The sequence below is a fragment of the Neisseria weaveri genome, assembly GCF_900638685.1.
GTDB lineage: Bacteria > Pseudomonadota > Gammaproteobacteria > Burkholderiales > Neisseriaceae > Neisseria > Neisseria weaveri.
Genome location: NZ_LR134533.1, coordinates 957,196 through 982,436, shown reverse-complemented (window position 1 = coordinate 982,436; position 25,241 = coordinate 957,196). Strand labels below are relative to the sequence as shown.

The window sequence follows — 25,241 nt, the reverse complement described above, 5'->3', positions numbered from 1 at the left end:
CCGTCTGAATTTTTAGGCGGCTTTTTGTTTTTCCGGTCGGTATGAAAGGAAACCATGAATATTACCGTATTGGCGGTCGGCACCAAAATGCCGCGTTGGGTAGATGAGGCGGTAAACGAATATGCAAAGCGGTTCGGTCGCGATGTGAATTACAGTTTGAAAGAAATCAAACCCGAAAAGCGGGGCGCGGGTGTCAATGCCGCGCAGGGCATGGCCGCGGAAGAAAAACGTATTTTGGAAGCCGTGCCGCAGGGAGCGTATCTGGTGGTGTTGGACGAACGCGGCAAAGCGCCGACTTCGGTGGAGCTGGCCGGATATTTGAAAAATTGGCAGCAAAACGGCGAACATGTCTGCTTTGTCATCGGTGGTGCGGACGGCATGACCGATTATTTGAAACAGCAGGCCAAAATGATGATGCGTTTATCGAGCTTGACCATGCCGCACGGCATGGTGCGTGTGTTGCTGACCGAACAGCTTTACCGGGCAGTGTCGATTCTGCATAACCATCCTTACCACCGCGAATAAATCGGTTTTGAATCGGGGGGGTGGGCCCTTATTGGCAGATGAATGGGCAGAAGGCCGTCTGAAATTTTCAGACGGCCTTCTGTTTCACGATTGACAGATAAAAAAACGGCTGCATGACACAGCCGTTTTCGTGTTATCGGATTAATGGCGGAAGTGGCGGATACCGGTGACCACCATAGCAATGCCGTGTTCGTCGGCGGCAGCGAAGACTTCTTCGTCGCGCATCGAACCGGCAGGGTGGATAATGGCTTTAATGCCTTGTTCGGCAATCACGTCCACGCCGTCGCGGAACGGGAAGAACGCGTCAGAAGCAGCACACGCACCGTTCAGATCCAAACCGGCATCTTGCGCTTTACGGGCGGCAATGCGGGTGGAATCGACGCGGCTCATTTGACCGGCGCCGATGCCGTAAGTCTGGCCGCCTTTGCCGAATACGATGGCGTTCGATTTCACATACTTGGCTACGTTCCACACAAATAACAAGTCTTGCCATTCCTGTTCGGTCGGTTGGCGTTTGGACACGACTTTCAAATCTTCGCGGCTGATGCGGTGGATGTCGGGCGTCTGTACCAACAGGCCGCCGCCGACACGTTTCAGCTCGAAGCGGTTCGCACCGGCATGCAGCGGTACTTCCAACACACGCACGTTTTTCTTGGCTGCGGCGATTTCCAAGGCTTCTGCCGTGAAAGACGGCGCCATCAGCACTTCCATAAATTGGTTGTCGGTAATGGCTTTGACGGTTTCGCCGTCCACTTCGCGGTTGAAGGCGATAATGCCGCCGAACGCGCTGGTGGTGTCCGTTGCATAAGCCAGCTTGTAGGCGTCCAGAGTGTTGGAAGCCACGGCCACGCCGCACGGATTGGCGTGTTTAACAATCACGCAGGCCGGCTGTTCGAAAGCTTTAACGGCTTCCCAAGCAGCATCGGAGTCGGCGATATTGTTGTATGACAATTCTTTGCCTTGCAGCTGTTTGTAGGCACTCAGACTGCCGGCGGCAGGATAGATGTCGCGGTAGAACGCAGCTTGCTGGTGCGGGTTTTCGCCGTAGCGCATATCTTGGACTTTGACCCAGCTTTGGTTGAACTGCTCGGGGAACTCGTTCATTTGCGGCTCGCCGCTCAGTTTTTCATCGGAAACGCTGGTCAGGTAGTTGGAGATCATGCCGTCGTATTGGGCGGTGTGGCTGAAGGCTTTGCGTGACAAGTTGAAGCGGGTTTTATCGCTTAATGAGCCGTCGGCTTTCAGTTCGTCAACCACAGCGGTAAAGTCGGCATTGTCGGTAACGATGGCAACGTGTTTCCAGTTTTTCGCTGCCGAACGCACCATGGTCGGGCCGCCGATGTCGATGTTTTCAATTGCATCTTCCAGAGTGCAGCCGGGTTTGGCGATGGTGGCGGCAAACGGATAGAGGTTAACGCATACCAAATCGATGTTGCCGATATCGTGTTCTTTCATCTTGGCGACATGCTCGTCCAAATCGCGGCGGCCTAAGATGCCGCCGTGGATTTTCGGGTGCAGGGTTTTGACGCGTCCGTCCAGCATTTCGGGAAAGCCGGTGTAGTCGGCCACTTCGATTACCGGCACGCCGGCATCAGCCAGCATTTTGGCGGTACCGCCGGTGGACAGGATTTCCACTCCCAGTTGGTTGAGCGCTTGGGCAAATTCAACAACGCCTGTTTTGTCGGACAGGCTAATCAGGGCGCGTTTGATAGCAGTCATAAGAGATTCCTTTGGCAAAAGCTGCGGTTTCAGAAAAGGTTTCTTTAAAAGAGGCCGTCTGGAAATTCAGGCGGCCTCGGAATGGTTCGGCCGTACGAAAATGCGCCGGCGTCAGCTTTCCAGCATACCGTGCTGCTGGAGTTTTTTACGCAGGGTGTTGCGGTTCAGGCCGAGAATGGCTGCGGCTTTCGATTGGTTGCCGCCGCATTCGGACATGACGCAGGTCAGCAGGGGTTTTTCTACTTGCTGGAGAACCATATCGTAAACGCCGCAGGGGGTTTCGCCGTTTAAATCGCGGAAATACTGCTGCAGGTTTTTTTCGATACAGTCGTAAATGTCGGGAAGATCGTTTTTCATTATGGGGTTATCCTTATTATAGTGTTATCTGTTTCGGCTTCGAGCAAGCTTACGGTTTTCAGACGGCCTGACGGCGGTTCGGGCAAGTTTGTTTAAGTTCAACGCCCGGTCAGCACTTTGATGCCGAGCAGCATCAACACGCCGCCGCAAACGCGGTCTATCCAATGGCCGATACGGCGGAAACGCCGGTTGACGGCCGGTACGGATAAAACAAACGTCACACCGGCAAACCATAAAAACAGGGTCAGAACCATCCAAGTTCCGTAAGCCGCCAACTGCCAAAGCGGCGTGTCGGGCGACAGTACCACTACAAACAGCGACAGCATGAATACGGCGGCTTTGGGATTGAGCACATTGCACAAAAAGCCGCGCAAAACGGTTTTCATCGGAGATTCTTCCGCCGTTACAGCCGTTACGCCGGCATCGTGGTGACCTGCTTTGGCTCGCAGGCCTTTGATGCCGATATAGATCAGGTACAAACCGCCGATAACTTTGATTGCCGTCAGTAAATGGGCGGAGTGGGCGACTACCGCAGCCAGCCCGAATACAGAATAAACCACGTGTACGGCAAAGCCGAGCGCAATGCCCAAACTGGTCAGTAAACCGGCTGGGCGGTTGCGGCTAAGTGATTGTTGTGTCACCAAAACAAAGTCGGGGCCGGGTGAGGCGGCGGCCAGCAGATGGATGCCGGTGATGATCCAAAAGCCTTGCCAAAAATCCATGATGTTTCTCTTTGCAGTCAAAATGTCCCGATTTTCACCGTGCTTGATGGTGTCGGAGACGGGGCTTTCGGTTTGCCTTTGCAATCGGGGTGTCTTTTATTTTTTCAGACGGCCTTTGTCGGGGCAGTGTTCCGAAAACCATGGTTTTTTACCGTTTAACGGTAGCTGCATGCCCAGCGGTCGGTGTGTTCGGGCAGTTGTGTCAAAAATGCGGCAACGGCATCGTATTGCTGTGCGGCATCGTCGATACGGTTGATTTCTCGCCGAACGGCTTCTCCTCCGGGAAGGGGATCGAGATACCAGCCGATGTGTTTGCGCGCAATCCGTGTGCCTGCGAAGTTGCCGTAAAAGCGGTGTATGCCGCCGAGATGCTGCAAAACGGTTGCGCTGCATTCGCTTAAATTCAAGGCTTCGGGCAGTGTGCCGTGGCGAAGGAAATGTCCGACGTCGCGAAACAGCCACGGCTGCCCTTGTGAGCCGCGCCCGATCATAATGCCGTCCGCGCCGGTTTGCTTTAATACTTCCGCCGCCTTTTGCGGCGAGGTAATGTCGCCGTTGACCCAAACGGGAATATTCAGACGGCCTTTGGCTTCGGCAACCAGATCGTAGCTGGCTTGGCCTTTATACATTTGTGTGCGTGTGCGGCCGTGAATGGCGATGGCGGCAATGCCGGCATCTTCGGCCATTTTGGCGACGGTTAGAATATTTTTATGTTCGTCGTGCCAGCCCAAGCGCGTTTTCAGGGTAACGGGTACGTCAACGGCTCGAACGACGGCGCGCAGAATGTCGGCAACCAAGGCTTCGTTTTGCAGCAACGCGCTGCCGGCCAAAACGTTGCAGACTTTTTTTGCCGGGCAGCCCATATTGATATCGATAACCTGTGCACCTTGTTCGACGTTGTAGCGTGCCGCTTCGGCCAGCTGCGCCGGTTCGCTGCCGGCAATCTGTACCACGCGCACGCCGGTTTCGCCGTCGAAGTCGCTGCGGTGCAAACTTTTTCGGGTATTGCGCAGCGTCGGGTCGCTGGTGAGCATTTCGCCGACCACCCAGCCTGCACCGAACTGCCGTGCCAATTTGCGGAACGGGTTGTCGGTAATGCCAGCCATCGGCGCGAGCGCGATGGGCGGGTCAACGGGATAGGCACCGATTTGCATCATGGTTGGGGCTGGAAACGGAAAGGCGCAATTGTACAATTTTTAAGCAGTTTTTCCAATCATAATTTTTGTGATATTGAAGAAGATAAATTTAGGCCGTCTGAAAATTTCAGACGGCCTTTCGGAAGCGGTTTGGATTATTCAATGCCCCAACAGCATATGCAGAGCAATCAACAGCAGGAAAACGGCAAACGCGCGTTTCAATACCATAACCGGCAAAACATGGACGGCATTGGCCCCCAGTTTGGACGTGAAAAACGAAGTCGACACAATTCCGAGCATGGCAGGCAGATACACATAACCGACCGAATAATCGGGCAGGCCGGATACGTTCCGGCCGCCGACGATAAAGCTTAAGGTTGCCGATACCGCCAGCAGGCCGCCGCACAATGAAGCCGTACCGATGGCTTTTTTGATTTCCACGCCGCGGCCGTTGAGAAACGGCACCACAAACGCGCCGCCGGAAATGCCGCCCATGCCCGACAATGCGCCGATAACCAGGCCGCCTGCAATCAAGATTTTAGCAGTCAGCGGTTTGCTTTCTGTTTTCGGCTTCAGCGACAACAGCATTTTCAGTGCCAGATAAATCACCAGGCAGGCAAAAATCTTTGATACCACTGCTTTGGGCAGACTGCCTGCCAACAGGCCGGAAACGAATACGGCGGCAATCAGCGCAGGTGCTAGGAATTTCGCCGCTTTCCAATTGATGTTGCCGAAACGGTAATGGCGGTGGCTGGCGGAAAATGCCGTGATGACGATGGTGGAAAAAGACGTACCCAACGCAATCGGCATAGCCAGATTATCGGCAATCCCGGCTTGCGGCAGCAGATAAAACAAGACCGGTACAATCACCAGCCCGCCGCCGATGCCGAACAGTCCGGCCAAAAAACCGGCAACCGCGCCCAGCAGCATACAACTCAACACAATAAGCAACATTTCTTTTTCCTTGCGGTTTGACACAATCTGCCCGACAGCAGCGGTGCGGGGCAGCGGTAAAGCCAATCGAACCGCATTCATAATAAAGCGGCAAGCCGAAGCAGCCCGTCGTAAAGGTTGGGTCGATTGACCATGAAGAAAGGTTAGGCCGTCTGAAAAACAGGCATGCCATGCACTTTTTCAGACGGCCTCAACATCAACTCGAACAGCTCACACAAATCCCTTCCGCCCATTGCGGCGGCAGTTCGGCAAAATCGGCAAATTCTTTACGCTCGACAAACGGATTCTGCATACAGCGGTGCAGGCGCTCGATTTCGCGGAAGTCGCCGCTTTTTGCCAACTGTATCGCCTGCTCCAGCAGATAGTTTCGCAACACATACAGCGGGTTGACGGCATTCATCCGTTCGGCGCGTTCGGCGGGGTTGCTGTTTTCCGCCCGCAGCCTGCCGCGGTAACGGCCTATCCACGCGGTAAACGCTTCGGTGGGGCCATGGAATAGTGCCAACAGCTTTTCGGGCAGCGGTTCGCCGTGGACATTGCCCACTTCGCTCAAATATCGGAAAAACAGCGTGAAATCGACTTTGCGGCTTTGCAGGGCGGTAAACATATCGGCAATCAGCTCGTCGTCGCCTTTTTCTTGCGTTTGCAAACCGAGTTTGGCGCGCATTTTTTGCAGATAGGCCGTCTGAAACATATCGGGGAAGCGCTCCAACTCTGCCACCAAATCGTCTTGCGGCACCAGCGGCAGCAGGCACGAGGCAAAGCGCGACAAGTTCCAATGCACCACATACGGCTGCTCGTTGTAGGCATAGCGGCCACCCGTGTCGGAATGGTTGCACACATGGCGGCGGTCGTAAGCATCGAGAAAACCGAACGGGCCGTAGTCGATGGTCAGCCCTAGAGCCGACATATTGTCGGTGTTCAACACGCCGTGGCAAAAGCCGACGCTCTGCCACGCGGCCACCAACTCGGCGGTGCGGCGGGAAACAGTTTGGAAAAAAGCTAAGTATGGATTTTCGGCTTCGCGGCACTCGGGGAAATGGCGGTCAATCAGAAAATCCGCCAACACGGGCAGATTATGATGTTGGCCGGTGTGATACATGTATTCAAAATGGCCGAAACGGATAAAACTCGGCGCAATGCGCGTAACCACCGCCGCCGTTTCGGCTTCTTCGCGGTAAACGGCATCGTTGCTGCCCGTAATCGCCAGCGCGCGCGTGGTCGGAATGCCCAAGCCGTGCATCGCTTCGGAGCACAGATATTCGCGGATGCTGGAACGCAACACCGCCCGCCCGTCGGCAAAGCGCGAATACGGCGTTTTGCCCGCACCTTTGAGCTGCCATTCCCAACGCAGGCCGTCTGAACCGACCGAATCGCCGATCAACACCGCGCGTCCGTCGCCCAACTGGCGCACATACACGCCGAACTGATGGCCGCTGTACACCGAAGCTATCGGCGCAGGATCATATTGTTTGGCACTGCCGGCCAAATAAAGCAGGTTGTCGGCGTTATCAAAAATTTCAGACGGCCTCAAGCCCATTTCTTCGGCCAATACATGATTTTGCGCCACCCAATACGGTTCGCCCAAAGGCTCGGTGCGGACGCGGCTGTAAAACACGTCGGGCAGGTTGGCAAAAGCCGGTTCGGATAAGCGCAAGCTGTGTGTTTTGCTCATATTTTTTCCATAGATTGTGTGCGGGAGGCCGTCTGAATATTCAGACGGCCTGAAGCGGTTTTATTGTGTGTTTTTCAGTTTGAAGCGGAACGGTGGTCAAATCAAGGCAAATTTAAGGCCGTCTGAATATTCAGACGGCCTGTTGGGGGAAGGTTCAGGCAGGCAGCCAGTTTTGAATCCGCTTCAATACCGCCGTGGCGCTTAAGCCCAAATCGTCCAGCAGTTTGCCCGGGTCGCCGTGTTCGGTAACGACATCGTCTACACCCAACAGCAAAACGGGTTTGGTGATGCCGTGCTTCGCCAAAGTTTCCAGCACCGCACTGCCTGCACCGCCTTGCACCGCGTTTTCTTCGACGCTCACCAGATAATCGTGCGACTGTGCCAGTTTTAAAATCAATTCTTCGTCCAGCGGTTTCACGAAGCGCATATCGGCCACGGTTGCGTCCAGCGTTTCGGCCGCTTCCAGTGCGGGCTGAACCATGCTGCCGAAAGCGAAAACGGCGGTTTGGCGGCCTTCGCGTCTGACAACGCCTTTGCCGACGGGCACGGTATCGAGGCCGTCTGAAACCGTTGCGCCGGTGCCCGAACCGCGCGGATAGCGCACGGCGGTCGGCGCATCGAGTTGATAGCAGGTGGAAAGCAGCAGGCGGCATTCGTTTTCATCGCTCGGCGCGGCGATGACCATATTCGGAACACAGCGCAAAAAGCTCAAATCATACAAACCGGCGTGGGTGGGGCCGTCTGCACCCACAATGCCGGCGCGGTCGATGGCAAACAGCACGGGCAGGTTTTGCAGGGCGATGTCGTGGACGAGTTGGTCGTAGGCACGTTGCAGGAAAGTGGAATAAATCGCCACCACCGGTTTCGCGCCTTCACAGGCCAAGCCGCCGGCAAAGGTAACGGCGTGCTGCTCGGCGATGCCGACATCGAAATAACGCTCGGGGAATTTTTGTTCGTATTCGACCAAACCGCTGCCTTCGCGCATGGCGGGCGTGATGGCAACCAAGCGCGGGTCGGCGGCGGCCTGATCGCACAGCCATTTGCCGAAAATCTGCGTGTAGGTGGGCTTGGGAACGGCCGGTTTTTCGCTCGGAGCGTTGGTTTTGCCGATAGCATGGTATTTCACCGGATCATTTTCGGCGAGTTTGTAGCCTTGGCCTTTTTTGGTAATCACATGCAGAATCTGCGGGCCTTTTTTGGCGCGCAAGTCTTTCAGCACGTCAACCAGATTTTCAACATCATGGCCGTCAACGGGGCCGGTGTATTGGAAGCCGAAGTTTTCGAATAACGACAGCGACTGCTTGGCGTGCTCCGCTTCGCCGGCGATGGTTTTGATTTTGTGTTCGACTTTTTGGGCGATTTCCAGCGCGCCGGGCAGCTTGTCGAGCACTTTGGTGGATTGCGCTTTGATGGTGCTGAGCAGGCCGTGCATATCGCGCACGACGTTACGCGCCAGATATTTGGGCAGCGCGCCGACATTGGGGGAAATCGACATTTCGTTGTCGTTGAGAATCACCAACAGATTGACGTCTTCCATGTCGCCGGCGCAGTTTAGCGCTTCAAAAGCCTGTCCGGCCGTCATGGCTCCGTCGCCGATGATGGCTACGCTGCGGTTGGGGCTGCCGTTTAATTTGTCGGCCACCGCCATACCGAGCGCCGCGCCGATAGAAGTGGAAGAATGGCCGACACCGAATGCGTCGTAATCTGATTCGCTGCGTTTCGGGAATCCGGCCAAGCCGCCGTATTGGCGCATGGTGCGCATACGGTTTTTGCGGCCGGTGAGGATTTTGTGCGGATAGCTTTGATGACCGACATCCCAAACCAGTTTGTCGTCGGGCGTGTTGTAGACGTAGTGCAGAGCCACCGTCAACTCGACGGCACCGAGATTGCTGGCAAAATGGCCGCCTGTTTGACCGACCGAGTCCAATAAAAACGAACGCAGCTCGGCCGCCACTTGCGGCAATTGTTTTTTATCCAGCAGGCGGAGGTCTTCCGGCAGATCGATGGTATCAAGTAAAGGGGTTTGGCTCATGGTACGGTCTTTATTATCTGACTTTGTCTATCTAGGCAACGGAGAATTATAGCAAGAGATTGTCATACCGACAGCTTTTTCAGCAGGCCGTCTGAAATAACGGCAATTTATGGTTTATGCAAGCAAAAGCGGCCGCCATGCAGCCCGAACGTGTTAAACTGGTTGAATATTTTCAGTTAAAGGACGGAGTGTTTGAGTCATGAAAAATTTATTGATTTGTTCGTTGTTGTCGCTTGCCGCATTGACGGCTTGCGGCGGTGAGAAAGCTGCGGAAGAAAAAGCCGCGGCCGGGCAAACGGCTGCAGCCGACGCGCAGGACAATGCCAACGAAGGCGGTGAAACTGCGGCTGCGAAATTGGGTACGGCTGCCAATGCGCCGTGGAAATCGTATCAGTGTGCGGACGGTAAAATTGCCGAAGCACGTTATTTTCTGGAAAACGGCAAGCCGGCTGCCGAGGTTAAGGCCGAAGGCGTGGATTTGACTTTGGTGTTCAGTGACGAAGGCAGCAACGAGGATTTGAACAGCTTCAGCAACGGGCGTTATACCTGGAACATCGGCAACGAGGTCGGAACGGATTATTATCGCGAGCACAATGGCTTTTTGGTAGCGCATGAAGAGCGTGAAATCATGGGCGAAGCGACTTTGGTCGATAATATTGTGGTACGCAATTGCGAGCCGGTTTGAAAATTGTTTGATTTTGTCACACTGTTGTGTGATATGAAAAACAGGCCGTCTGAAATTTTCAGACGGCCTTTGTTTATGCATTTGTTTAGATGTTTATGTTGCCGGGCGGTCGGAACGGAACTGCAAGGGTGGCGAAAGCATTGGATTTCAGGCGGGCTAAGGCTTTGCGCTGCAATGTAAAGTTTGTATTGGGAATATTTTTTTTTGTTAATTTATATTAACGTCACGGCGTGGAAAAAGGCACTGCCGGATGGGGCGGATAAGACCGAATCGGGCTTATCTTAAGCCGTTCCGATGGAAGGTATTTGAAAATCTGATTAGATAATTTTGTAAATTTGTTGAAAAATAGCCCTGCCTTCCGTTACAAGGGCGGTTTTGCCGGGTTTTCGGCTCAATCGGATTTGCAGCGGCGGCGTAAAACGGTTGGATAGACGGGATCTGCGAAGCTTGACCGGAAAGGCGGATGTCGGCAGGCCGTTGATAGAAATTGTTGGGACGCAGGCACTACCTGTCGTTACCGGCCTCCCTTTAAATACAATAGGAGACACAGTCATGTCAGAAGAAAAAAAACAAGACACCTCTGGTTACTGGAAAGCGAATGTCCGCATTATCTTTACCTGTCTGGTGGTGTGGGCATTATGTTCGCATTTTGCCGCAATCATCTTCCGCCCTGCGTTGATGGGTATCAGTGTGGGCGGCGCTGATTTGGGCTTTTGGTTTGCCCAACAGGGTTCGATTTTGGTATTCATCGCTATTATCTTTTTCTATTCGTGGCGTATGAATAAGCTCGACGAAAAATACGGCGTGAAAGAGGAGTAATGCTATGAGCCAATTTATGATTAACCTGTTGTTTGTGGGTGCTTCGTTTGCGCTGTACTTCGGTATTGCGATTTGGGCACGCGCAGGCTCGACCAAAGAGTTCTACGTTGCCGGCGGCGGCGTACATCCGGTGTTGAACGGTATGGCGACTGCTGCCGACTGGATGAGTGCGGCTTCGTTCATTTCGATGGCGGGTATTATCGCGATGAGCGGTTATCCTGCTTCTGCCTACCTGATGGGCTGGACCGGCGGTTATGTATTGTTGGCGTTGCTGTTGGCTCCTTACTTGCGTAAGTTCGGTAAATTTACCGTACCGGACTTCATCGGCGACCGTTTTTACAGCCGTACCGCACGCTTGGTGGCGGTGGCCTGTTTGATTATTGCTTCTACTACTTATGTAATCGGTCAGATGACCGGTGCGGGTGTGGCGTTCTCACGCTTCCTGGAAGTGAGCAATACGACCGGTCTGTTGATTGCTGCGGTAGTGGTATTGTTCTACGCGGTATTGGGCGGTATGAAAGGTATTACCTATACCCAAGTTGCGCAGTATGTGGTTTTGATCATCGCTTATACCATTCCGGCCGTGTTCATTTCGTTTAACCTGACCGGCAATGCGATTCCGCCTTTGGGTATGTTCGGCAACGAAGTCAGCTCCGGCGAGCCCTTACTGCACAAACTGAATATGCTGATTACCGATTTGGGCTTTAAAGCGTTTACCGCCGACGAGCCGAACAAATTGAATATGTTGCTGTTCACGATGTCTCTGATGATCGGTACTGCAGGTTTGCCGCACGTAATTATCCGTTTCTTCACCGTACCTAAAGTATCTGACGCGCGTAGTTCTGCAGGTTGGGCGCTGGTGTTTATCGCGCTGCTGTATACCACTGCACCTGCGGTAGGTTCTATGGCCCGTATGAACTTGGTAAACACGATATATCCTGCCGGCTCTGAACAGCCTGCTTTGGATTACGAAGCCCGTCCGCAATGGATGAAAAACTGGGAAACCACCGGTTTGCTGAAGTTTGAAGACAAAAACGGCGACGGTAAAATCCAATACTACAACGACAAAAACGAGCAATTTAACGCAGTTGCTACCGAGCGCGGTTGGGCCGGTAACGAGTTGACCGTAAACAACGACATCCTGGTATTGGCCAATCCTGAAATCGCCAACTTGCCGGGCTGGGTAATCGGTTTGATTGCAGCCGGCGGTTTGGCAGCGGCATTGTCTACTGCGGCAGGTCTGCTGTTGGCCATCTCTTCAGCGGTTTCGCACGACTTGATTAAGAAAACGCTGAAACCCGATATCACCGAAAAAGGCGAACTGTTGGCCGCTCGCGTATCTATGACAGTGGCAATTGTGGTGGCAACTTGGTTGGGTATCAATCCTCCGGGCTTTGCGGCACAAGTGGTGGCTCTGGCGTTCGGTATTGCGGCAGCTTCCCTGTTCCCTGTGCTGATGATGGGTATCTTCTCCAAACGTATTAACGACAAAGGTGCGATTGCAGGTATGTTGGCAGGTTTGATTTCCACTTGTGTGTATATCTTCCTGTATCTGGGCTGGTTCTTTATCCCGGGCACCAATATGTTTGAAAACAAACCTGAAAACTGGTTGTTCGGTATCTCTCCGCTGTCGTTCGGTACCGTAGGTGCGATCATCAACTTTACTGTGGCATTCATTGTATCTTCTATGGGCAAAGCGCCTCCGCAAGAAGTACAAGACCTGGTGGAAAGCGTACGCTTCCCGCGCGGTGCCGGTAAGGCGATTGACCACTAAGCAGTATTTATAATATAAAGCAGCGGCTTGGGCTGAAAACCAAGCCGCTTTATTATTCGGTTTGTAGAGGGAGGACGACATCATGCTGTGGGAATTTTTGGCCATGATATTTTCCGGTTTGGGTGCTGCCGGTGTGGCATTGATCATCCGCCGCGTTTTTAAGTTTCTGCCGAAGTGGCTGGTACCGGCTGCGGCAGGATTGGGTATGTTGGGGTTTCAGGTACACAGCGAATATACGTGGTACGGTCATACCCGCACTTTGTTGCCGTCTGAAAATGTGGTTGTGGTGACGGAAGTTCCTTCGACCGCACCGTATAAACCGTGGACTTATATCAAGCCGCAGATTTTGCAGTTTGTGGCGGTAGATAAATCCAAGGTGTTGGATGTGGAAGGCAATAGCCGCTACAAACAGACCAATCTGTATTTTTTCGAGCGCCGCATGAGTGCGAAAACTTGGGCGGTGGTGGTGGATTGTTCGACAGGCAGACAGGCAGATGCGACGGCATCGGGCAAGATGCCTGCCGAAACCGCTTGGCATGAAACGCCTTACAGCAGCAAGATTGCCGCCGAAATTTGTCCGAAATAAACAGGTAATAAAAACCGTCCGACAGGTATGCTCGGGTGGTTTTTATTTTCAGACGGCCTCACGGAGGCCGTCTGATTTTTGCTGTGTTCAATGTGTGTTCGGGTATTATTTTGCGTGATGGGTTTTATTAAATAAAACGATTGGGATTTTATATTCAGAGTGATTATGCTTTAGGGGTGGCATCGGGGCTGACTTGGCCTTGATTGTCACCAGGCTGTATTTAAAAGGAGCTTTCCGGTTTATGCCGGAGTTATCCCGCCATTTCCGCGTTGATTCGGAAATGGCGCTTTTTTTGCAGATAACGGGTCGGGTGGCGGGGTTTTACTGCTTGTGAAGCATATTCCTTCCGATTATGGCAGGGCTTCCGGTGGGGGAACGGTGTCGAGTTTGGCGGAAAAGGTGCTGCCTTTGCCGACTTCGCTTTCGACTTCCAGCAGGCTTTGGTGTTTGGCCAAAGCGTGTTTGGTGATGGCCAAACCGAGACCGGTTCCGCCTTGTTGGCGGGTTCTGCCTCGGTCGACGCGGTAAAAGCGTTCGGTCAGCCGGGGAAAATGTTCGGGCGCGATGCCGGGGCCGGTATCGGTAATGCTGAAACGTGCTTGGCCGTGTCCGTTGTGGTTTGGTCCGCAGGCTTGCAGCGAAACCGTAATGCTGCCGCCTTCGGGCGTGTAGCGTACGGCATTGAAAACGAGATTGCTGAAGGCGTTATACAGATCCATGCTGATGCCGTTTACCCAAATATCGGGCGCGATATCGGTGTGGAAGTGATGGAGGCCGTCTGAAAAATTCAGACCGTCTTTACAAAGTCGGTAAGTCAGCTCGGACAGGTTGACCGGTTGCCGGTTGTGGTCGGTATGTTGGTTGTCTTCCAAGCGTGAGAGGGTCAGCAAATCGGCGATGAGATCAAGCATTCTTTTGCCTTGATCCTGCATCAGACCCAAGCACTCCTGACGCTGCTCGACGGGTAGATCGGGAAAGTCGGTCAGGGTTTCCAAAAAGCCGTTGATAACGGTCAGCGGTGTGCGCAGTTCGTGGGAAACATTGGCGACAAAGTCTGCTCGGGCGGTGTTGAGCCGTTCGGCGGAAGTGATGTCTTGGGTAACCAGTAGGGTGTTGCCTTGTCCGAATGCGGTACGGGAAAGTAAAACGGTGCGCAATCCGTCGTATGTGTCGGGAACGGTCAGGCTGATTTCCGGCAGGGCTTGGCGGTTGCCGCTGTGGAGAAAGGCGTGAAATTCGGGGGCGTGAATCAGGCTTTTCAGTATGCGGCTGCGGTCGAGATGCGGATTAAGATTCAGGTGTCCGGCCGCCGTCGGGTTCATCCATTTGATGCGGCCGTTTGAGTCGAGAACCAAAATGCCGTTGGGCATGGCTTCGGCGATACGGTTGAGGCGGAATAGTGCTTTGGCACGCTTTTGTTTGCTTTTTTTGCGGCTCTTGGCTTGGCGGAGCAGGGTGTCGGATATGTCTTTCCAAATGCCCCTGCCTTTGGGAATGGTGCTTAGTTTGGGGTTTTGCAGCCAGTTGTACAGACGTGCGGTGTGGTAAAGGTGGATAAGCAGCCAGAATGAGACGGTAAGACTGAATGAGGTCAGCAGGCCGGTGGTTTCGCCGATAATAAATCCGACCGGCAGGGCGGCGAGCAGGGAAAGCAGGATAGTGGAGAAATGACTGTGCATGGTGTGCGGGATATGAGGCCGTCTGAAAAAATCAGACGTGGCGGTTAATCATCGGGGTTGGCGGAAAAGCGGTAGCCGCTGCCGCGTATGGTTTGTATCAAATGTTCCAGTCCGACGGTTTCCAGCCCGCGACGGAGGCGGCGGATGTGTACGTCGACAGTGCGTTCTTCCACAAAAATATGGTCGCCCCAGATTTGGTCGAGCAGTTGGCGGCGGCTGTAAATACGGTCGGTGTGGGTCATGAAAAAGTGCAGCAGTTTGAATTCGGTGGGGCCGAAAGCGATGTTTTGACCGTTGCCGGTAACGCGTTGCTGTGCAGGGTCGATGGTTAACCCCTGTATGCTGACTTGTTGAGCGGTTTTTTGCGGTGCGCGGCGACGCAGCAGGGCGTTGATTCTGGCAACCAGTTCGCGCGGTGAAAAGGGCTTGGTGACATAATCGTCGGCGCCTAAATTTAATCCCTGCTCCTTGTCGCTCTCTTCGCAACGCGCGGTAAGCAAAATAATCGGTAGGTCTTGCGTACGGCTGTCGCTGCGCAGTTGCTTGGTAAACTGTATGCCGGATTGTCCCGGAAGCATCCAGTCTATCAGGACGATGTCCGGCAGTTGGCGGTTGAGTAACGGTTTGGCGTTCTCTACGCTGTCTGTGCAATCGACTTCCATGCCGGCCTGCTCCAATGTGATTTGAATCAGCCGGGCGATGGCGCTTTCGTCTTCGATAACCAGTGCTCGGATGGTCGGCATATTTTTCTCCTTTGTCGGTTGTGTTTTTGTTTTTCAACAATTTTCAGGCGGCCTGAAGCTGAAGTTTAGCGGAATTTTCCGATGATGTAATCTTCGGGGGCTTGTGTGGCCGGTATGGTTTGTATTCAGTGGTATTCAGGTAGTGTAAACGAACTTCGGCCGTAACGTCCGAGGTTGCGCTCCTGCATCGAACGGCTTCCTGGCGGTGCGGGTAATGCGGTATCATCATAAGGTGGTTTAATGACAGAATCTTTACAAGGCCGTCTGAAAAAAACAGTGATGAAATGCCGGTCTTTGCGCTGTCGGTTGAAGGGGAAACCGTTTCCTGATTTTTTACGTCTTACAAAACTATTCCGAATTATCAGAAAATGAATAATCTAAAAAATAAATGGCAAGAAAAAATGTATGCGGCCGGGCGTTCCGTTTCGCATAAAGCTTTGCAGACCAAGCGGTTGTCGAAAAAGACGCTGGCTTTTGTTTTTCTGCTGCTGGGCGCGACTTTGGTGGCGGGCGTTTCGCTCGGTTTTGCCAAAGTGGCGGATTATGCTTTGGAGTTGAATGCACATTGGGTGCAGAAATATCCTTGGTTTGCATGGGTGGCTTTGCCGTTTGGGTTGCCGCTGATTGTGTGGCTGACGCAGCGTTTTGCGCCCTATACTTCGGGAAGCGGTATTCCGCAGGTTTTGGCATCGTTGTCTTTGCCCTATGGTCCGCAGAAAACCCGTTTGATTTCGTTGTGGCAGACGCTGCTGAAAATTCCGCTCACGTTTATGGGTATGTTGGCCGGCGCATCAATCGGGCGGGAAGGGCCGTCGGTTCAGGTCGGGGCGGCCGTGATGGCGGCTTGGGGCAGTTGGTGTAAAAAACGCAACTTGGCGTTTAAAGGCATGCAGGAAAACGACTTGATTGCCGCCGGTGCGGCCGGCGGTTTGGCGGCGGCGTTTAATGCGCCTTTGGCGGGTGTGGTATTCGCCATTGAAGAATTGGGTCGTGATGTTTTGCTGCGTTGGGAACGTCAGATTTTTATCGGCGTGCTGGCTGCCGGTTTTATTCAGGTGGCCATTCAGGGTAACAACCCGTATTTTTCCGGTTTCCACGGTACCGAATTGCCGAATATGCTGATGTGGGTGTTGGCGTGTGCACTGATTTGCGGCATCGCCGGCGGTTTGTTTGCACGGATGTTGTTTAAAGGCATGGCAGCATTTGCGCCGACGAAATGGCGCGGTTGGATTCGCCGTCATCCTGTTTTGCTGGCCGGTATTATCGGCTTGGTTTTGGCGGCGCTGGGTACGCTGTATCAAGGGCAGACTTTCGGTACGGGCTATCATGAAGCATCGGGTGCGTTGCGCAGAATGTATGATGCGCCGTTCGGCGTGGCGGTTGCCAAATGGGTGGCGACGATTTTGTCTTATTGGGCCGGTATTCCGGGCGGCATCTTTACACCGTCGCTGACCATCGGTGCGATGTTGGGCGAGCATATTGCCGCTGTTGCCAATCTGGAAACGGGCGTCAATGTGCTGGTGTTGATCTGTATGACTGCATTTTTGGCAGCGGCAACGCAGTCGCCGTTAACGTCCAGCGTGGTGGTGATGGAAATGACAGGCGGGCAGAATTTGTTGTTCTGGTTGTTGATTGGTGCTATTTTTGCATCTCAGGTATCACGGCAATTTTCACCGAAACCGTTTTACCATGCGGCCGGCATGCGTTTCAGGCAGCGCGTGCAGGAAGAATATGCGGCCAAACCGGTTCAGGCCGTCGAAACGGGAAAACCCGGAGCGGTGCGCGATGAAATCGTGCAGACGCCTGCACAAACAGATAAAGATAAAAAGGAGCAATAAATGGCAGTCAATTTGAGGGAGAAAGATGCAGCCGAGCTGCTGGGCGTAGACGGTGTTCAGGTTTTTGTCGGACAAGCCGGTGTGAAAAAAGCGGCCCGCGACGATTTGACTCTGATGGTTTTGAATAAAGACAACACCGTCGGTGCGGTGTTTACGCAAAACCGTTTTTGCGCCGCGCCGGTTTATCTGGCCAAAGAGCATTTGTTTGACGAAGACGGCGTACGTGCTTTGGTCATCAATACCGGCAACGCCAATGCCGGCACGGGCGCGGAAGGCCGGGCGCGGGCGATGGCGGTGTGTGAAGCGGTTGCCGCGCAAGTCGGCTGTAAGCCTACTCAGATTCTGCCTTTTTCCACAGGCGTGATTTTGGAGCCGTTGCCGCACGACAGAATCATCGATGCGTTGCCGAAAGTGCGTCCGGTTCATTGGCATGAAGCGGCACGCGCGATTATGACGACGGATACCGTACCGAAAGCCGCCAGCCGTGAAGGCAAAATCGGTAACAACCACACGGTTCGGGCAACCGGTATTTCCAAAGGTGCGGGCATGATTTGTCCGAATATGGCGACCATGCTCGGCTTTATCGTGTGCGATGCCAAAGTTTCGCAACCGATTTTGCAGCTGCTGACCCAAGAAGTGGCGGATATGTCGTTCAACAGCATTACGGTGGACGGCGATACCAGCACCAACGACAGCTTTGTCATTGTGGCGACAGGTAAAAACGGTCAAAACGAAATCGACAATATTGCCGACCCGCGCTACGAGCAGCTTAAAGCTTTGCTCGGCAGCTTGGCTTTGGAGTTGGCTCAGGCCATTGTGCGTGACGGTGAAGGCGCCACCAAATTGATTACGGTTCAGGTGGAAAATGCCGAAAGCAGTGAAGAAGCGCGTAAAGTAGCGTATGCCGTTGCCCATTCCCCTTTGGTGAAAACGGCTTTCTTCGCCGGTGATCCCAACTTAGGCCGTTTGTTGGCCGCGATCGGTTATTCGGGCGTGCCGTTGGATGCGGACAAAGTGAAAATGTGGTTGGGGGATGTGCTGGTTGCCGAAAATGGCGGTCGCGCCGACAGCTACACCGAAGAGCAGGGGCAGCGCGTGATGAATGAAAGTGAAATTACCGTACGCGTCGATTTGCAGCGCGGTCGTGCCCGGGCAGTGATTTATACCTGCGACTTATCGCATGAGTATGTATCGATTAATGCCGATTACCGTTCTTAAACGGTAAGCTTGATGAGGCCGTCTGAAAAATAGTTTTCAGACGGCCTTTTTGTCTTTATAGTTTGAAAAAGCCGTATTATTTGCGGCCTTGACTTGATATTCCTGAAGGAGAATGCGATGAGCCGTTTGATGACTGCCGAAAATACCGTTTGCATCGTTGTCGATATTCAAGAGCGTTTGACGCCCGTTTTGCACGAACATGAGCAGTTTGCGGAAAAAAGCCGTTTGATTTTGCAGGGTCTGCAGGCTTTGTCTGTGCCTTTGTTGGTTACCGAACAATATCCTAAAGGGTTGGGTGCGACGGTTCCGGCGGTAAAGCTGTTGTTGGGCGACGCGCCTGTTGTGGAGAAAACCCGCTTTTCGGCTTGGTTGCCCGAAGTGGAGGCCTTTGTTAAAGACAAACAGGCGGGGCATGTGGTGTTGATCGGTGCGGAGGCGCATGTGTGTATGTTGCAGACGGTTCTGGATATGCGCGAACACGGATTGAGCGTGTATGTGCCGTTTGAATGCACCGCTTCGCGCAATCCGTTGAATAAAGACAATGCGTTGAAACAGATGGCGGCCGCCGGAGCGGTGGTCAGCAATGTGGAAAGCATTTTGTTTATGCTGATGAAGGATGCGAAACATCCTGCTTTCAAAACCGTTTCCAAATTGATTCAGTAATTTTGCCGCAGAGAGAAAGAGGCCGTCTGAAAAATGACAGAATATAAGATTATTGAAGCCGTTCAGGCTGATTTGCCCGATATCGTCGACATTTATAACAGTACGATTTCCGGCAGGCAGTCGACGGCGGATTTACAGCCCGTCAGTGTAGCCGACAGGCAGGCATGGTTTGATGCACATCACGGCAAAAGGCCGTTGTATGTGTTGAAAAACCGTGACGGAGAAATTTGGGCGTGGGGTAGTTTCAGCGATTATTATCCCCGCCATGCCTACCATATCACGGCGGAAATCAGTATTTATGTCCGTCAGGGAATGCGCGGCGTCGGCGTCGGCAAAGTGTTGTTGCGCAGTATGTTGGAGCGTGCGCCGTCGTTGGGCATTAAAAACGTGATTGCCGTGATTTTCGGCCACAATCATGCCAGTATCAACCTGTTTCACTCTTTCGGTTTTCAGGAATGGGGCAGGCTGCCGGAAGTGTGTGATTTGGAAACTTCGTTGGCGGATATTGTGCTGCTGGGAAAGAAAATCATTGATTAGGCCGTCTGAAAAAATAAGGTTTGCCGGTTGTTGCAATGTTCGGATGTTCACGGCCTGACTCAATAATATTGGTTTTTTATGTTGTCCGCTTTGCAGAAAGCGTGTGGGAAAAGAATAAAATTCTCAAAATGTTAGCTTGGCTTGCTGTTTACGCCAAACATTGGGAGTGGTCGCTTGATTGGGGCCGTCTGAAAATACGGTTTGCTGTCGGGCGGAATTTGGGAGTTGTCCGGCTGTCGGGTATAATCTGACAGTTAACCGGTAATTGTTGGCAGGTGTGATCTGTACGGCGGTGCACGGTTTTTCAGTTTCCATTCTAAAAATTGTTTCCAGAGAACCTCATGTTAGTTTGTAATCCATACGAAATTGTGATTCACGGTACAACCAGCAACGGTAAGACGTTCCGTCCGAGCGATTGGGCCGAACGCCTGTGCGGTATTCTTTCTTCATTCGACAAGACCAACCGCCTGTCTTACCACAAATGGGTCAGACCCATGCTGGTGGATAAAGTGCGCTGCGTAGCGGTGGACAAGCAGCTGGAAGAAATCAATCCGGCAATGTTCCGCTTCCTGATGGATTTTGCCGCAGACAACGATTTACGTGTGATGGACTGCAAAACTTTGTTGGACGAGCATGAAGGCGCGGTTAAAGCGGCGGAAGAGCAGCCTGTGGCCGCTTCGGCCGAACCGCAAGAAACGGCGGTGCAAGAAACTGTTGCGGCAGCCGTTCAGGAAACGGCTGTTCAGCCTGCTGTTGCAACGGAAACCGGTATTTTGCGCGAAATCGGGTTTGAGGAAACCATTACCGCCTTTGCCGCATTGAGCATTTTGCGCCCGATGTTGACCGATGTTTCCCGTTTTGTGGAACAGGTCAATAATATGCAGCGCAGTCAGGGCTACCGTTTGTTGGGGATTTTTGAAGACGGCAAAAACAATGCGGTGGCAATTTGCGGTTTCCGCGAAGAAACCAATTTGGTCAGCGGCCGCCATATCCATATCGATGACGTGGTAACCGTTCCTCAAAGCCGCGGCAAAGGTTATGCTTCGCGTTTGTTGGAGCGGGTGAAAGAGATTGCCCGTGAGGAAGGCATTCACCAAATCCATATCGATTCCAATGTGGGCGATGAACGTGCACAGGCACACCGTTTGTATTTCATCAACGGTTTCAAAATCAGCGCCCATCATTTCACCTGCAATATTGCCGACTAAACCGGATTCGGAGCAATATTCGGGTTATCCGCCACAGCAAAAGGCCGTCTGAAATTTCAGACGGCCTTTTGTTTCATCAATCAGATTTTTGCAATTGTGTTTAATCGTGTTTGTGTTCGATATAACTGCGCTGCTTTGCTTGGTTGTTGTCGGGATCAACCGTGTATTCGCCTTCTATAATGTCTTCGTCGTGGCGGTTGGCGTGCGGTTGGCGGTTCGGGTTGTGCGGCTCGAACGGATTTTGCCCGTAAGTAAAAGTATTCGACATATCGGCAACCGGCTTGCCTTTAAACGGCAGCAGTAATACAACGGCTAAAATCAGGGAAACAAAGCCGGGACTCATCAGCATTAAAGCGGCAACCGTATAGCGTATCGGCCACAATAATTGGTATAGGGAAACTTGCCCGCCGTTGCGCATGGCGGCGCCTGCCATCAATACGCCCGATACACCGGTGTTGCGCAGCATGAAAATGCCGGAGATGAAGCTTAACACCATCAAGCCGAAGGTTACGCCGCCACCCAGCCAGTCGGCTACCCAAACGATGGACATGATTTCCAAAAACAGAAGGACTAAAAAACCGATACCGAAAAATTGCATTGTGTTTGGTTCCTTATTGAAGTGAGCCAATAACATAGCGATAAAAGACGGCCGTTTCAAGGTTTATCGGGGAAGTTGATTCAAGAGTCGGGACGCCTTGAACCGGAGTGATATTTTAAATATCTGATTTTTCATTTATTTCATACGGTTATATTGAATTTTCCAGACCGGTTTTATCAAAAGTCATGCGGTAAAAAAACGTAAAAATACCGCTTGAGTATTCAGGTTGAGCTAAATAGAAAGAAGCAGAGGCCGTCTGAAAATTTCAGACGGCCTCTGCCGAATAATTAAAATCAAATGCGGTTAAACGATGATTGCGCCCAATGAATCCGTAGGCTTGAAAGCAGCCAAAATGCCTTCGATAATGCCGATAACGGTCGGGATAAACGTCCAGCTCAGCAGAAAATACAAAATTCCCATCCACACACGGCCCGCACAGAATTTGTGTACGCCAAACGTACCGAACAGCAAGGCCATAGCCACATACAGAGCTTTGTTGCAGGTATGCGGATAAGAAGCGGCGTAAGAAACTTGGTTGTGCATGGTTTTTCCTTTTGATTGCAGTAAGGTCATCGAACGGGTTACCAAAACAAAATAGTGCGCTTTTCCGGTAATTAAAGGCCGTTTTTCGTAAAAACACGAAAAACCGTTTTGGTTTCTACAAGCTCAAAGTTTTTTCAGACGGCCTTATCTTACACGTTTGGGCTTGAAATGTAGAACACCTTGCTCGCAAACAAACGTTTTTAAAGGCATATCGTGTTTTTCGCGCGGTAAAGATTCGCATAATTGGCAACCGAAACCGACACCGATGGTAGAAGGCTGCAAACGGTATCGGGTATGCGATAACGATACGTCATAATAACCGCCGCCTTGTCCCAACCGGTAACCCTGCCTGTCGATGCCTACCAACGGCACCAGTAAAATATGCAGCTGTTCCGCACGGATTTTTTTACCTTGAAATTGAGGGATAAACAGGCGGCTGTTACCCCGTTTTCGCTCCATTGCCGCTTCATTTTCAGGATAAGGCGAAAACCACAAACGCAAAGAGTGCGGCTCGATATAGGGCAAATACAGTTTGGCACCGCGCCTGACGGCCGTTTTGTTGAATATGTCCAGCTGCAATTCGAAACCTATAGGCCAATACACACCGATGCGCTTGTTTTTGCGGATAAACGGTTTCAACAGGCGGTTGATGCGTTTGGTCGCATTCAGCCTTTGTTCGGGTGTTAAATTTTTTCTCGCCATACGGAAGTGGCGGCGGAGTAATTTTTTTTCGGAAGACAGCATAGAAAGCGGCCTTTAAAATAAACGGCAAAGCACAAAGGCTAGCTTAAAGCTCCGGCAGTTGGCAACCCGCAGCCGGAAGAGGCCGTCTGAAAAACAAACTACCGGTTCACCACAGACCATTTTGAAAGACATCAGAAAGACAATAAATGACGCATATTTTTATTATCGGCTATCTTTTTGTAACCGTTTTGTTTTCCGCAGCGCAGCCCGGCATTGAACGGGCATTGATTTATTTTCTGTTTTGGTCGGTATTGCCGACAGCTTTTTTCTTCTGGGCAAGAAGCGTGCGCCGGCGGAATAAGTTGATGAAATTACAAGAAAAGCAACAAGTGAGGAATGAAAACGAATAAAACTTTTCATCATGTCGGAAATCTTATATAATTCTTCGGTTTCCGATTTTGCAAAGCGGAAAATTATTTTTAAATCGACAATGCTCGCACTTTACGCCAAAAGGGTGCTTAATTTTTTAAGTTCTATGCGTCGAAGTGTTTGCTTTAACCCTTTGAAGGAAAATTATGTCTCAAATTACTATGCGCCAGATGATTGAAGCAGGCGTTCACTTTGGTCACCAAACCCGTTACTGGAACCCGAAAATGGAACAATACATTTTCGGCGCGCGCAACAAAATCCATATCGTAAACTTGGAAAAAACCCTGCCGCTGTTCCAAGAAGCACAAGAAGTGGTACGCCGTCTGGTTGCTAACAAAGGTACCGTACTGTTCGTAGGTACCAAACGTCAAGCCCGCGAAATCATCCGTGAAGAAGCTACCCGTGCCGGTATGCCTTACGTTGATTACCGTTGGTTGGGCGGTATGCTGACCAACTACAAAACCGTTAAACAGTCTATCAAACGTCTGGAAGAAAAAGCGGCAATTTTGGAAAATGCTGCCGAGAGCGGTTTCAACAAAAAAGAAATCTTGGATATGCAACGCGAAGTTGAAAAACTGGAGCGTTCATTGGGCGGTATCAAAAACATGAAAGGTCTGCCTGACGCAATCTTCGTTATCGATACCGGTTACCAAAAAGGTACTCTGGTTGAGGCTGAAAAATTAGGTATTCCGGTAATCGCCGTTGTGGATACCAACAACAGCCCGGACGGTGTAAAACACGTTATCCCGGGTAACGATGACTCTGCTAAAGCTATCCGTCTGTACTGCCGCGGTATGGCCGATGCGGTTTTGGAAGGCAAAAACCAAGCTATCCAAGAAACTGTAGCGGCTGCCCAAGCTGCTGCCGAGTAAGGCATACGATAAAGAGGGGCTTAACGCCCCTTTTTTTAGAATGCGCGGCTTGAATTGAAAGCTGCAGCATACAATTTTCAAAGTATGGGTAATGCCATACTTTTCCAAAGATTCAAGGAGTTAAGAATGTCTGCAATTACCGCTAAAATGGTTGCCGATCTGCGTGCCGCTACCGGTTTGGGTATGATGGAATGTAAAAAGGCTTTGGTTGAAGCCGAAGGCAACATGGAAAAAGCCGAAGAAATCCTGCGTGTTAAATCAGGTGCCAAAGCCGGTAAACTGGCCGGTCGTACCGCTGCCGAAGGGGTATTGGCTTATGCTATCGAAGGCAACGTAGGTGCTTTGGTTGAAGTTAACTGTGAAACCGACTTCGTAGCCAAAGATGCCGGCTTCGTAGAATTTGCCAACTTTGTTGCCAAAACTGCCGTTGCCAAAAAACCTGCTTCTGTTGAAGAGCTGAGCAACTTGGTTGAAGAAGAGCGTAAAGCCATCATCGCCAAATTGGGCGAAAACATGTCTGTGCGCCGTTTCCAAGTTATCGAAACTGCCAACAGCCTGACCGCTTACATCCATGGTGCTTTGGCTACCGAAGGTGTGTTGGTTGAGTTCAAAGGCTCTGAAGATGTTGCCCGCAAAGTAGGTATGCACATCGTTGCAGCTAAACCCCAATGCGTGTCTGAAAACGAAGTGGATGCGGAAACTGTTGAAAAAGAACGCCGTATTTACACCCAACAAGCCATTGAATCAGGCAAGCCTGCCGAAATCGCCGAAAAAATGGTTGAAGGCCGCATTAAGAAATTCTTGGCTGAGGTAACATTGAACGGTCAGGCTTTTGTTATGAATCCTGATCAAACCGTTGCCCAGTTCTTGAAAGAGCAAGGTGCAGAGGTAGTAAGCTTCGTACGTTACAAAGTAGGTGACGGTATCGAAAAAGCTGTAGTTGACTACGCTGCCGAAGTTGCTGCTGCTGCTAAGGTTTAATAGCTTGTAAAAATAAAGCACTCGGATTCATGATTGAATCGGGGTGCTTTTTTTTGAGGGTGGTGAGCGGGATAATGCAGTCCGGTTTGGCCACTTTCAGAAAAAAGTACCTGTTTTCAAATCGGTTTATTGAATTATTTTGATTTGAAATAAATAAGCTGTTTTGAATTGTTTATCCAAAATGGATAAAATAAACGTCAGTGCGACGTTCTGGTTTTCTTAAGGCGGTATGATTTATTTTCAGACGGCCTGCAATCATTTTCT

At 51.7% G+C, this 25,241-nt stretch carries 25 protein-coding genes; 13 read left to right on the top strand and 12 right to left on the bottom strand.

From position 1 onward, the window contains the following. Positions 1–54: 54 nt before the first annotated feature. Complete coding sequence (gene rlmH, locus EL309_RS04800; protein WP_004283201.1) at positions 55–525, top strand: 23S rRNA (pseudouridine(1915)-N(3))-methyltransferase RlmH; 471 nt, start codon at positions 55–57, stop codon at positions 523–525. A gap of 141 nt (positions 526–666) precedes the next feature. Here rlmH and purH read toward each other — a convergent pair whose 3' ends face one another. From purH to dxs, 7 genes are all read right to left on the bottom strand, one after another. Beyond that, on the bottom strand, positions 667–2,244 hold the full coding sequence (gene purH / locus EL309_RS04795) for a bifunctional phosphoribosylaminoimidazolecarboxamide formyltransferase/IMP cyclohydrolase (RefSeq protein WP_004283200.1): 1,578 nt from the start codon (positions 2,242–2,244) through the stop codon (positions 667–669). A 111-nt stretch (positions 2,245–2,355) separates the two neighbouring features. After that, positions 2,356–2,601, bottom strand: coding sequence for a Fis family transcriptional regulator (locus EL309_RS04790; protein ID WP_004283199.1), 246 nt, complete (start codon positions 2,599–2,601; stop codon positions 2,356–2,358). Positions 2,602–2,699: 98 nt separating this feature from the next. Continuing rightward, positions 2,700–3,323, bottom strand: coding sequence for a LysE family translocator (locus tag EL309_RS04785; protein WP_004283197.1), 624 nt, complete (start codon positions 3,321–3,323; stop codon positions 2,700–2,702). A gap of 155 nt (positions 3,324–3,478) precedes the next feature. Next, a complete protein-coding gene (dusB, locus tag EL309_RS04780; protein ID WP_050793672.1) occupies positions 3,479–4,477 on the bottom strand; it encodes a tRNA dihydrouridine synthase DusB in 999 nt (332 codons plus the stop codon). A gap of 141 nt (positions 4,478–4,618) precedes the next feature. Continuing rightward, complete coding sequence (locus EL309_RS04775) at positions 4,619–5,494, bottom strand: sulfite exporter TauE/SafE family protein (protein WP_004283193.1); 876 nt, start codon at positions 5,492–5,494, stop codon at positions 4,619–4,621. Between the two features lie 115 nt (positions 5,495–5,609). Further along, positions 5,610–7,088: a protein adenylyltransferase SelO gene (locus EL309_RS04770; RefSeq protein ID WP_004283192.1), complete on the bottom strand. Its 1,479-nt coding sequence runs from the start codon at positions 7,086–7,088 to the stop codon at positions 5,610–5,612. Positions 7,089–7,242: 154 nt separating this feature from the next. Further along, on the bottom strand, positions 7,243–9,120 hold the full coding sequence (gene dxs, locus EL309_RS04765; protein ID WP_004283190.1) for a 1-deoxy-D-xylulose-5-phosphate synthase: 1,878 nt from the start codon (positions 9,118–9,120) through the stop codon (positions 7,243–7,245). 199 nt (positions 9,121–9,319) lie between these two features. On the opposite strand from dxs, the gene EL309_RS04760 reads away from it, so the two are divergent. The 4 genes from EL309_RS04760 to EL309_RS04745 all read left to right on the top strand — a co-directional run bounded on the left by EL309_RS04760 (position 9,320) and on the right by EL309_RS04745 (position 12,984). After that, a complete protein-coding gene (locus tag EL309_RS04760; protein ID WP_004283189.1) occupies positions 9,320–9,805 on the top strand; it encodes a hypothetical protein in 486 nt (161 codons plus the stop codon). Positions 9,806–10,357: 552 nt separating this feature from the next. Continuing rightward, a complete protein-coding gene (locus EL309_RS04755) occupies positions 10,358–10,624 on the top strand; it encodes a DUF4212 domain-containing protein (protein ID WP_004283185.1) in 267 nt (88 codons plus the stop codon). 4 nt (positions 10,625–10,628) lie between these two features. Further along, positions 10,629–12,398 carry a sodium:solute symporter family protein gene (locus tag EL309_RS04750; protein WP_004283183.1) on the top strand — a complete coding sequence of 590 codons (1,770 nt, stop codon included), beginning with the start codon at positions 10,629–10,631 and terminating at the stop codon, positions 12,396–12,398. 82 nt (positions 12,399–12,480) lie between these two features. Then, the gene (locus EL309_RS04745; protein ID WP_004283181.1) at positions 12,481–12,984 is read left to right on the top strand and encodes a hypothetical protein; all 504 of its coding nucleotides are present in this window, start codon (positions 12,481–12,483) and stop codon (positions 12,982–12,984) included. 350 nt (positions 12,985–13,334) lie between these two features. On the opposite strand, the gene phoR is transcribed toward EL309_RS04745, so the two are convergent. Beyond that, on the bottom strand, positions 13,335–14,663 hold the full coding sequence (phoR, locus tag EL309_RS04740; protein WP_004283177.1) for a phosphate regulon sensor histidine kinase PhoR: 1,329 nt from the start codon (positions 14,661–14,663) through the stop codon (positions 13,335–13,337). Between the two features lie 44 nt (positions 14,664–14,707). Then, the gene (phoB, locus tag EL309_RS04735; RefSeq protein ID WP_004283175.1) at positions 14,708–15,406 is read right to left on the bottom strand and encodes a phosphate regulon transcriptional regulator PhoB; all 699 of its coding nucleotides are present in this window, start codon (positions 15,404–15,406) and stop codon (positions 14,708–14,710) included. A 401-nt stretch (positions 15,407–15,807) separates the two neighbouring features. Here phoB and EL309_RS04730 point away from each other — a divergent pair, with 401 nt between their 5' ends. The 5 genes from EL309_RS04730 (at position 15,808) to EL309_RS04705 (ending at position 20,870) form a co-directional block, all read left to right on the top strand. Beyond that, positions 15,808–17,244 (top strand): chloride channel protein, encoded by a 1,437-nt coding sequence (locus tag EL309_RS04730; protein ID WP_372512989.1) that lies wholly within the window; start codon positions 15,808–15,810, stop codon positions 17,242–17,244. Next, positions 17,245–18,462 (top strand): bifunctional glutamate N-acetyltransferase/amino-acid acetyltransferase ArgJ, encoded by a 1,218-nt coding sequence (argJ, locus tag EL309_RS04725; protein ID WP_004283170.1) that lies wholly within the window; start codon positions 17,245–17,247, stop codon positions 18,460–18,462. A gap of 129 nt (positions 18,463–18,591) precedes the next feature. Continuing rightward, positions 18,592–19,125: an isochorismatase family protein gene (locus EL309_RS04720; protein ID WP_172795988.1), complete on the top strand. Its 534-nt coding sequence runs from the start codon at positions 18,592–18,594 to the stop codon at positions 19,123–19,125. Positions 19,126–19,158: 33 nt separating this feature from the next. Continuing rightward, positions 19,159–19,662, top strand: a complete 504-nt coding sequence (locus EL309_RS04715; RefSeq protein WP_004283168.1) for a GNAT family N-acetyltransferase — start codon at positions 19,159–19,161, stop codon at positions 19,660–19,662. Positions 19,663–20,003: 341 nt separating this feature from the next. Next, positions 20,004–20,870, top strand: a complete 867-nt coding sequence (locus EL309_RS04705; RefSeq protein ID WP_004283165.1) for a GNAT family N-acetyltransferase — start codon at positions 20,004–20,006, stop codon at positions 20,868–20,870. A 100-nt stretch (positions 20,871–20,970) separates the two neighbouring features. On the opposite strand, the gene EL309_RS04700 is transcribed toward EL309_RS04705, so the two are convergent. From EL309_RS04700 to EL309_RS04690, 3 genes are all read right to left on the bottom strand, one after another. Continuing rightward, positions 20,971–21,468, bottom strand: a complete 498-nt coding sequence (locus EL309_RS04700; protein WP_004283164.1) for an FxsA family protein — start codon at positions 21,466–21,468, stop codon at positions 20,971–20,973. Between the two features lie 303 nt (positions 21,469–21,771). Next, on the bottom strand, positions 21,772–22,011 hold the full coding sequence (locus tag EL309_RS04695; protein WP_172795943.1) for a TM2 domain-containing protein: 240 nt from the start codon (positions 22,009–22,011) through the stop codon (positions 21,772–21,774). 144 nt (positions 22,012–22,155) lie between these two features. After that, on the bottom strand, positions 22,156–22,755 hold the full coding sequence (locus tag EL309_RS04690; RefSeq protein ID WP_004283162.1) for a 5-formyltetrahydrofolate cyclo-ligase: 600 nt from the start codon (positions 22,753–22,755) through the stop codon (positions 22,156–22,158). A gap of 146 nt (positions 22,756–22,901) precedes the next feature. On the opposite strand from EL309_RS04690, the gene EL309_RS04685 reads away from it, so the two are divergent. The 3 genes from EL309_RS04685 to tsf all read left to right on the top strand — a co-directional run bounded on the left by EL309_RS04685 (position 22,902) and on the right by tsf (position 24,977). After that, positions 22,902–23,105, top strand: coding sequence for a hypothetical protein (locus EL309_RS04685; RefSeq protein WP_004283161.1), 204 nt, complete (start codon positions 22,902–22,904; stop codon positions 23,103–23,105). Positions 23,106–23,270: 165 nt separating this feature from the next. Continuing rightward, entirely contained in the window at positions 23,271–23,996 is a 726-nt protein-coding gene (rpsB, locus tag EL309_RS04680; protein ID WP_004283160.1) for a 30S ribosomal protein S2, read from the top strand. A gap of 126 nt (positions 23,997–24,122) precedes the next feature. After that, entirely contained in the window at positions 24,123–24,977 is an 855-nt protein-coding gene (tsf, locus tag EL309_RS04675) for a translation elongation factor Ts (RefSeq protein WP_004283159.1), read from the top strand. Positions 24,978–25,241: the final 264 nt, after the last annotated feature.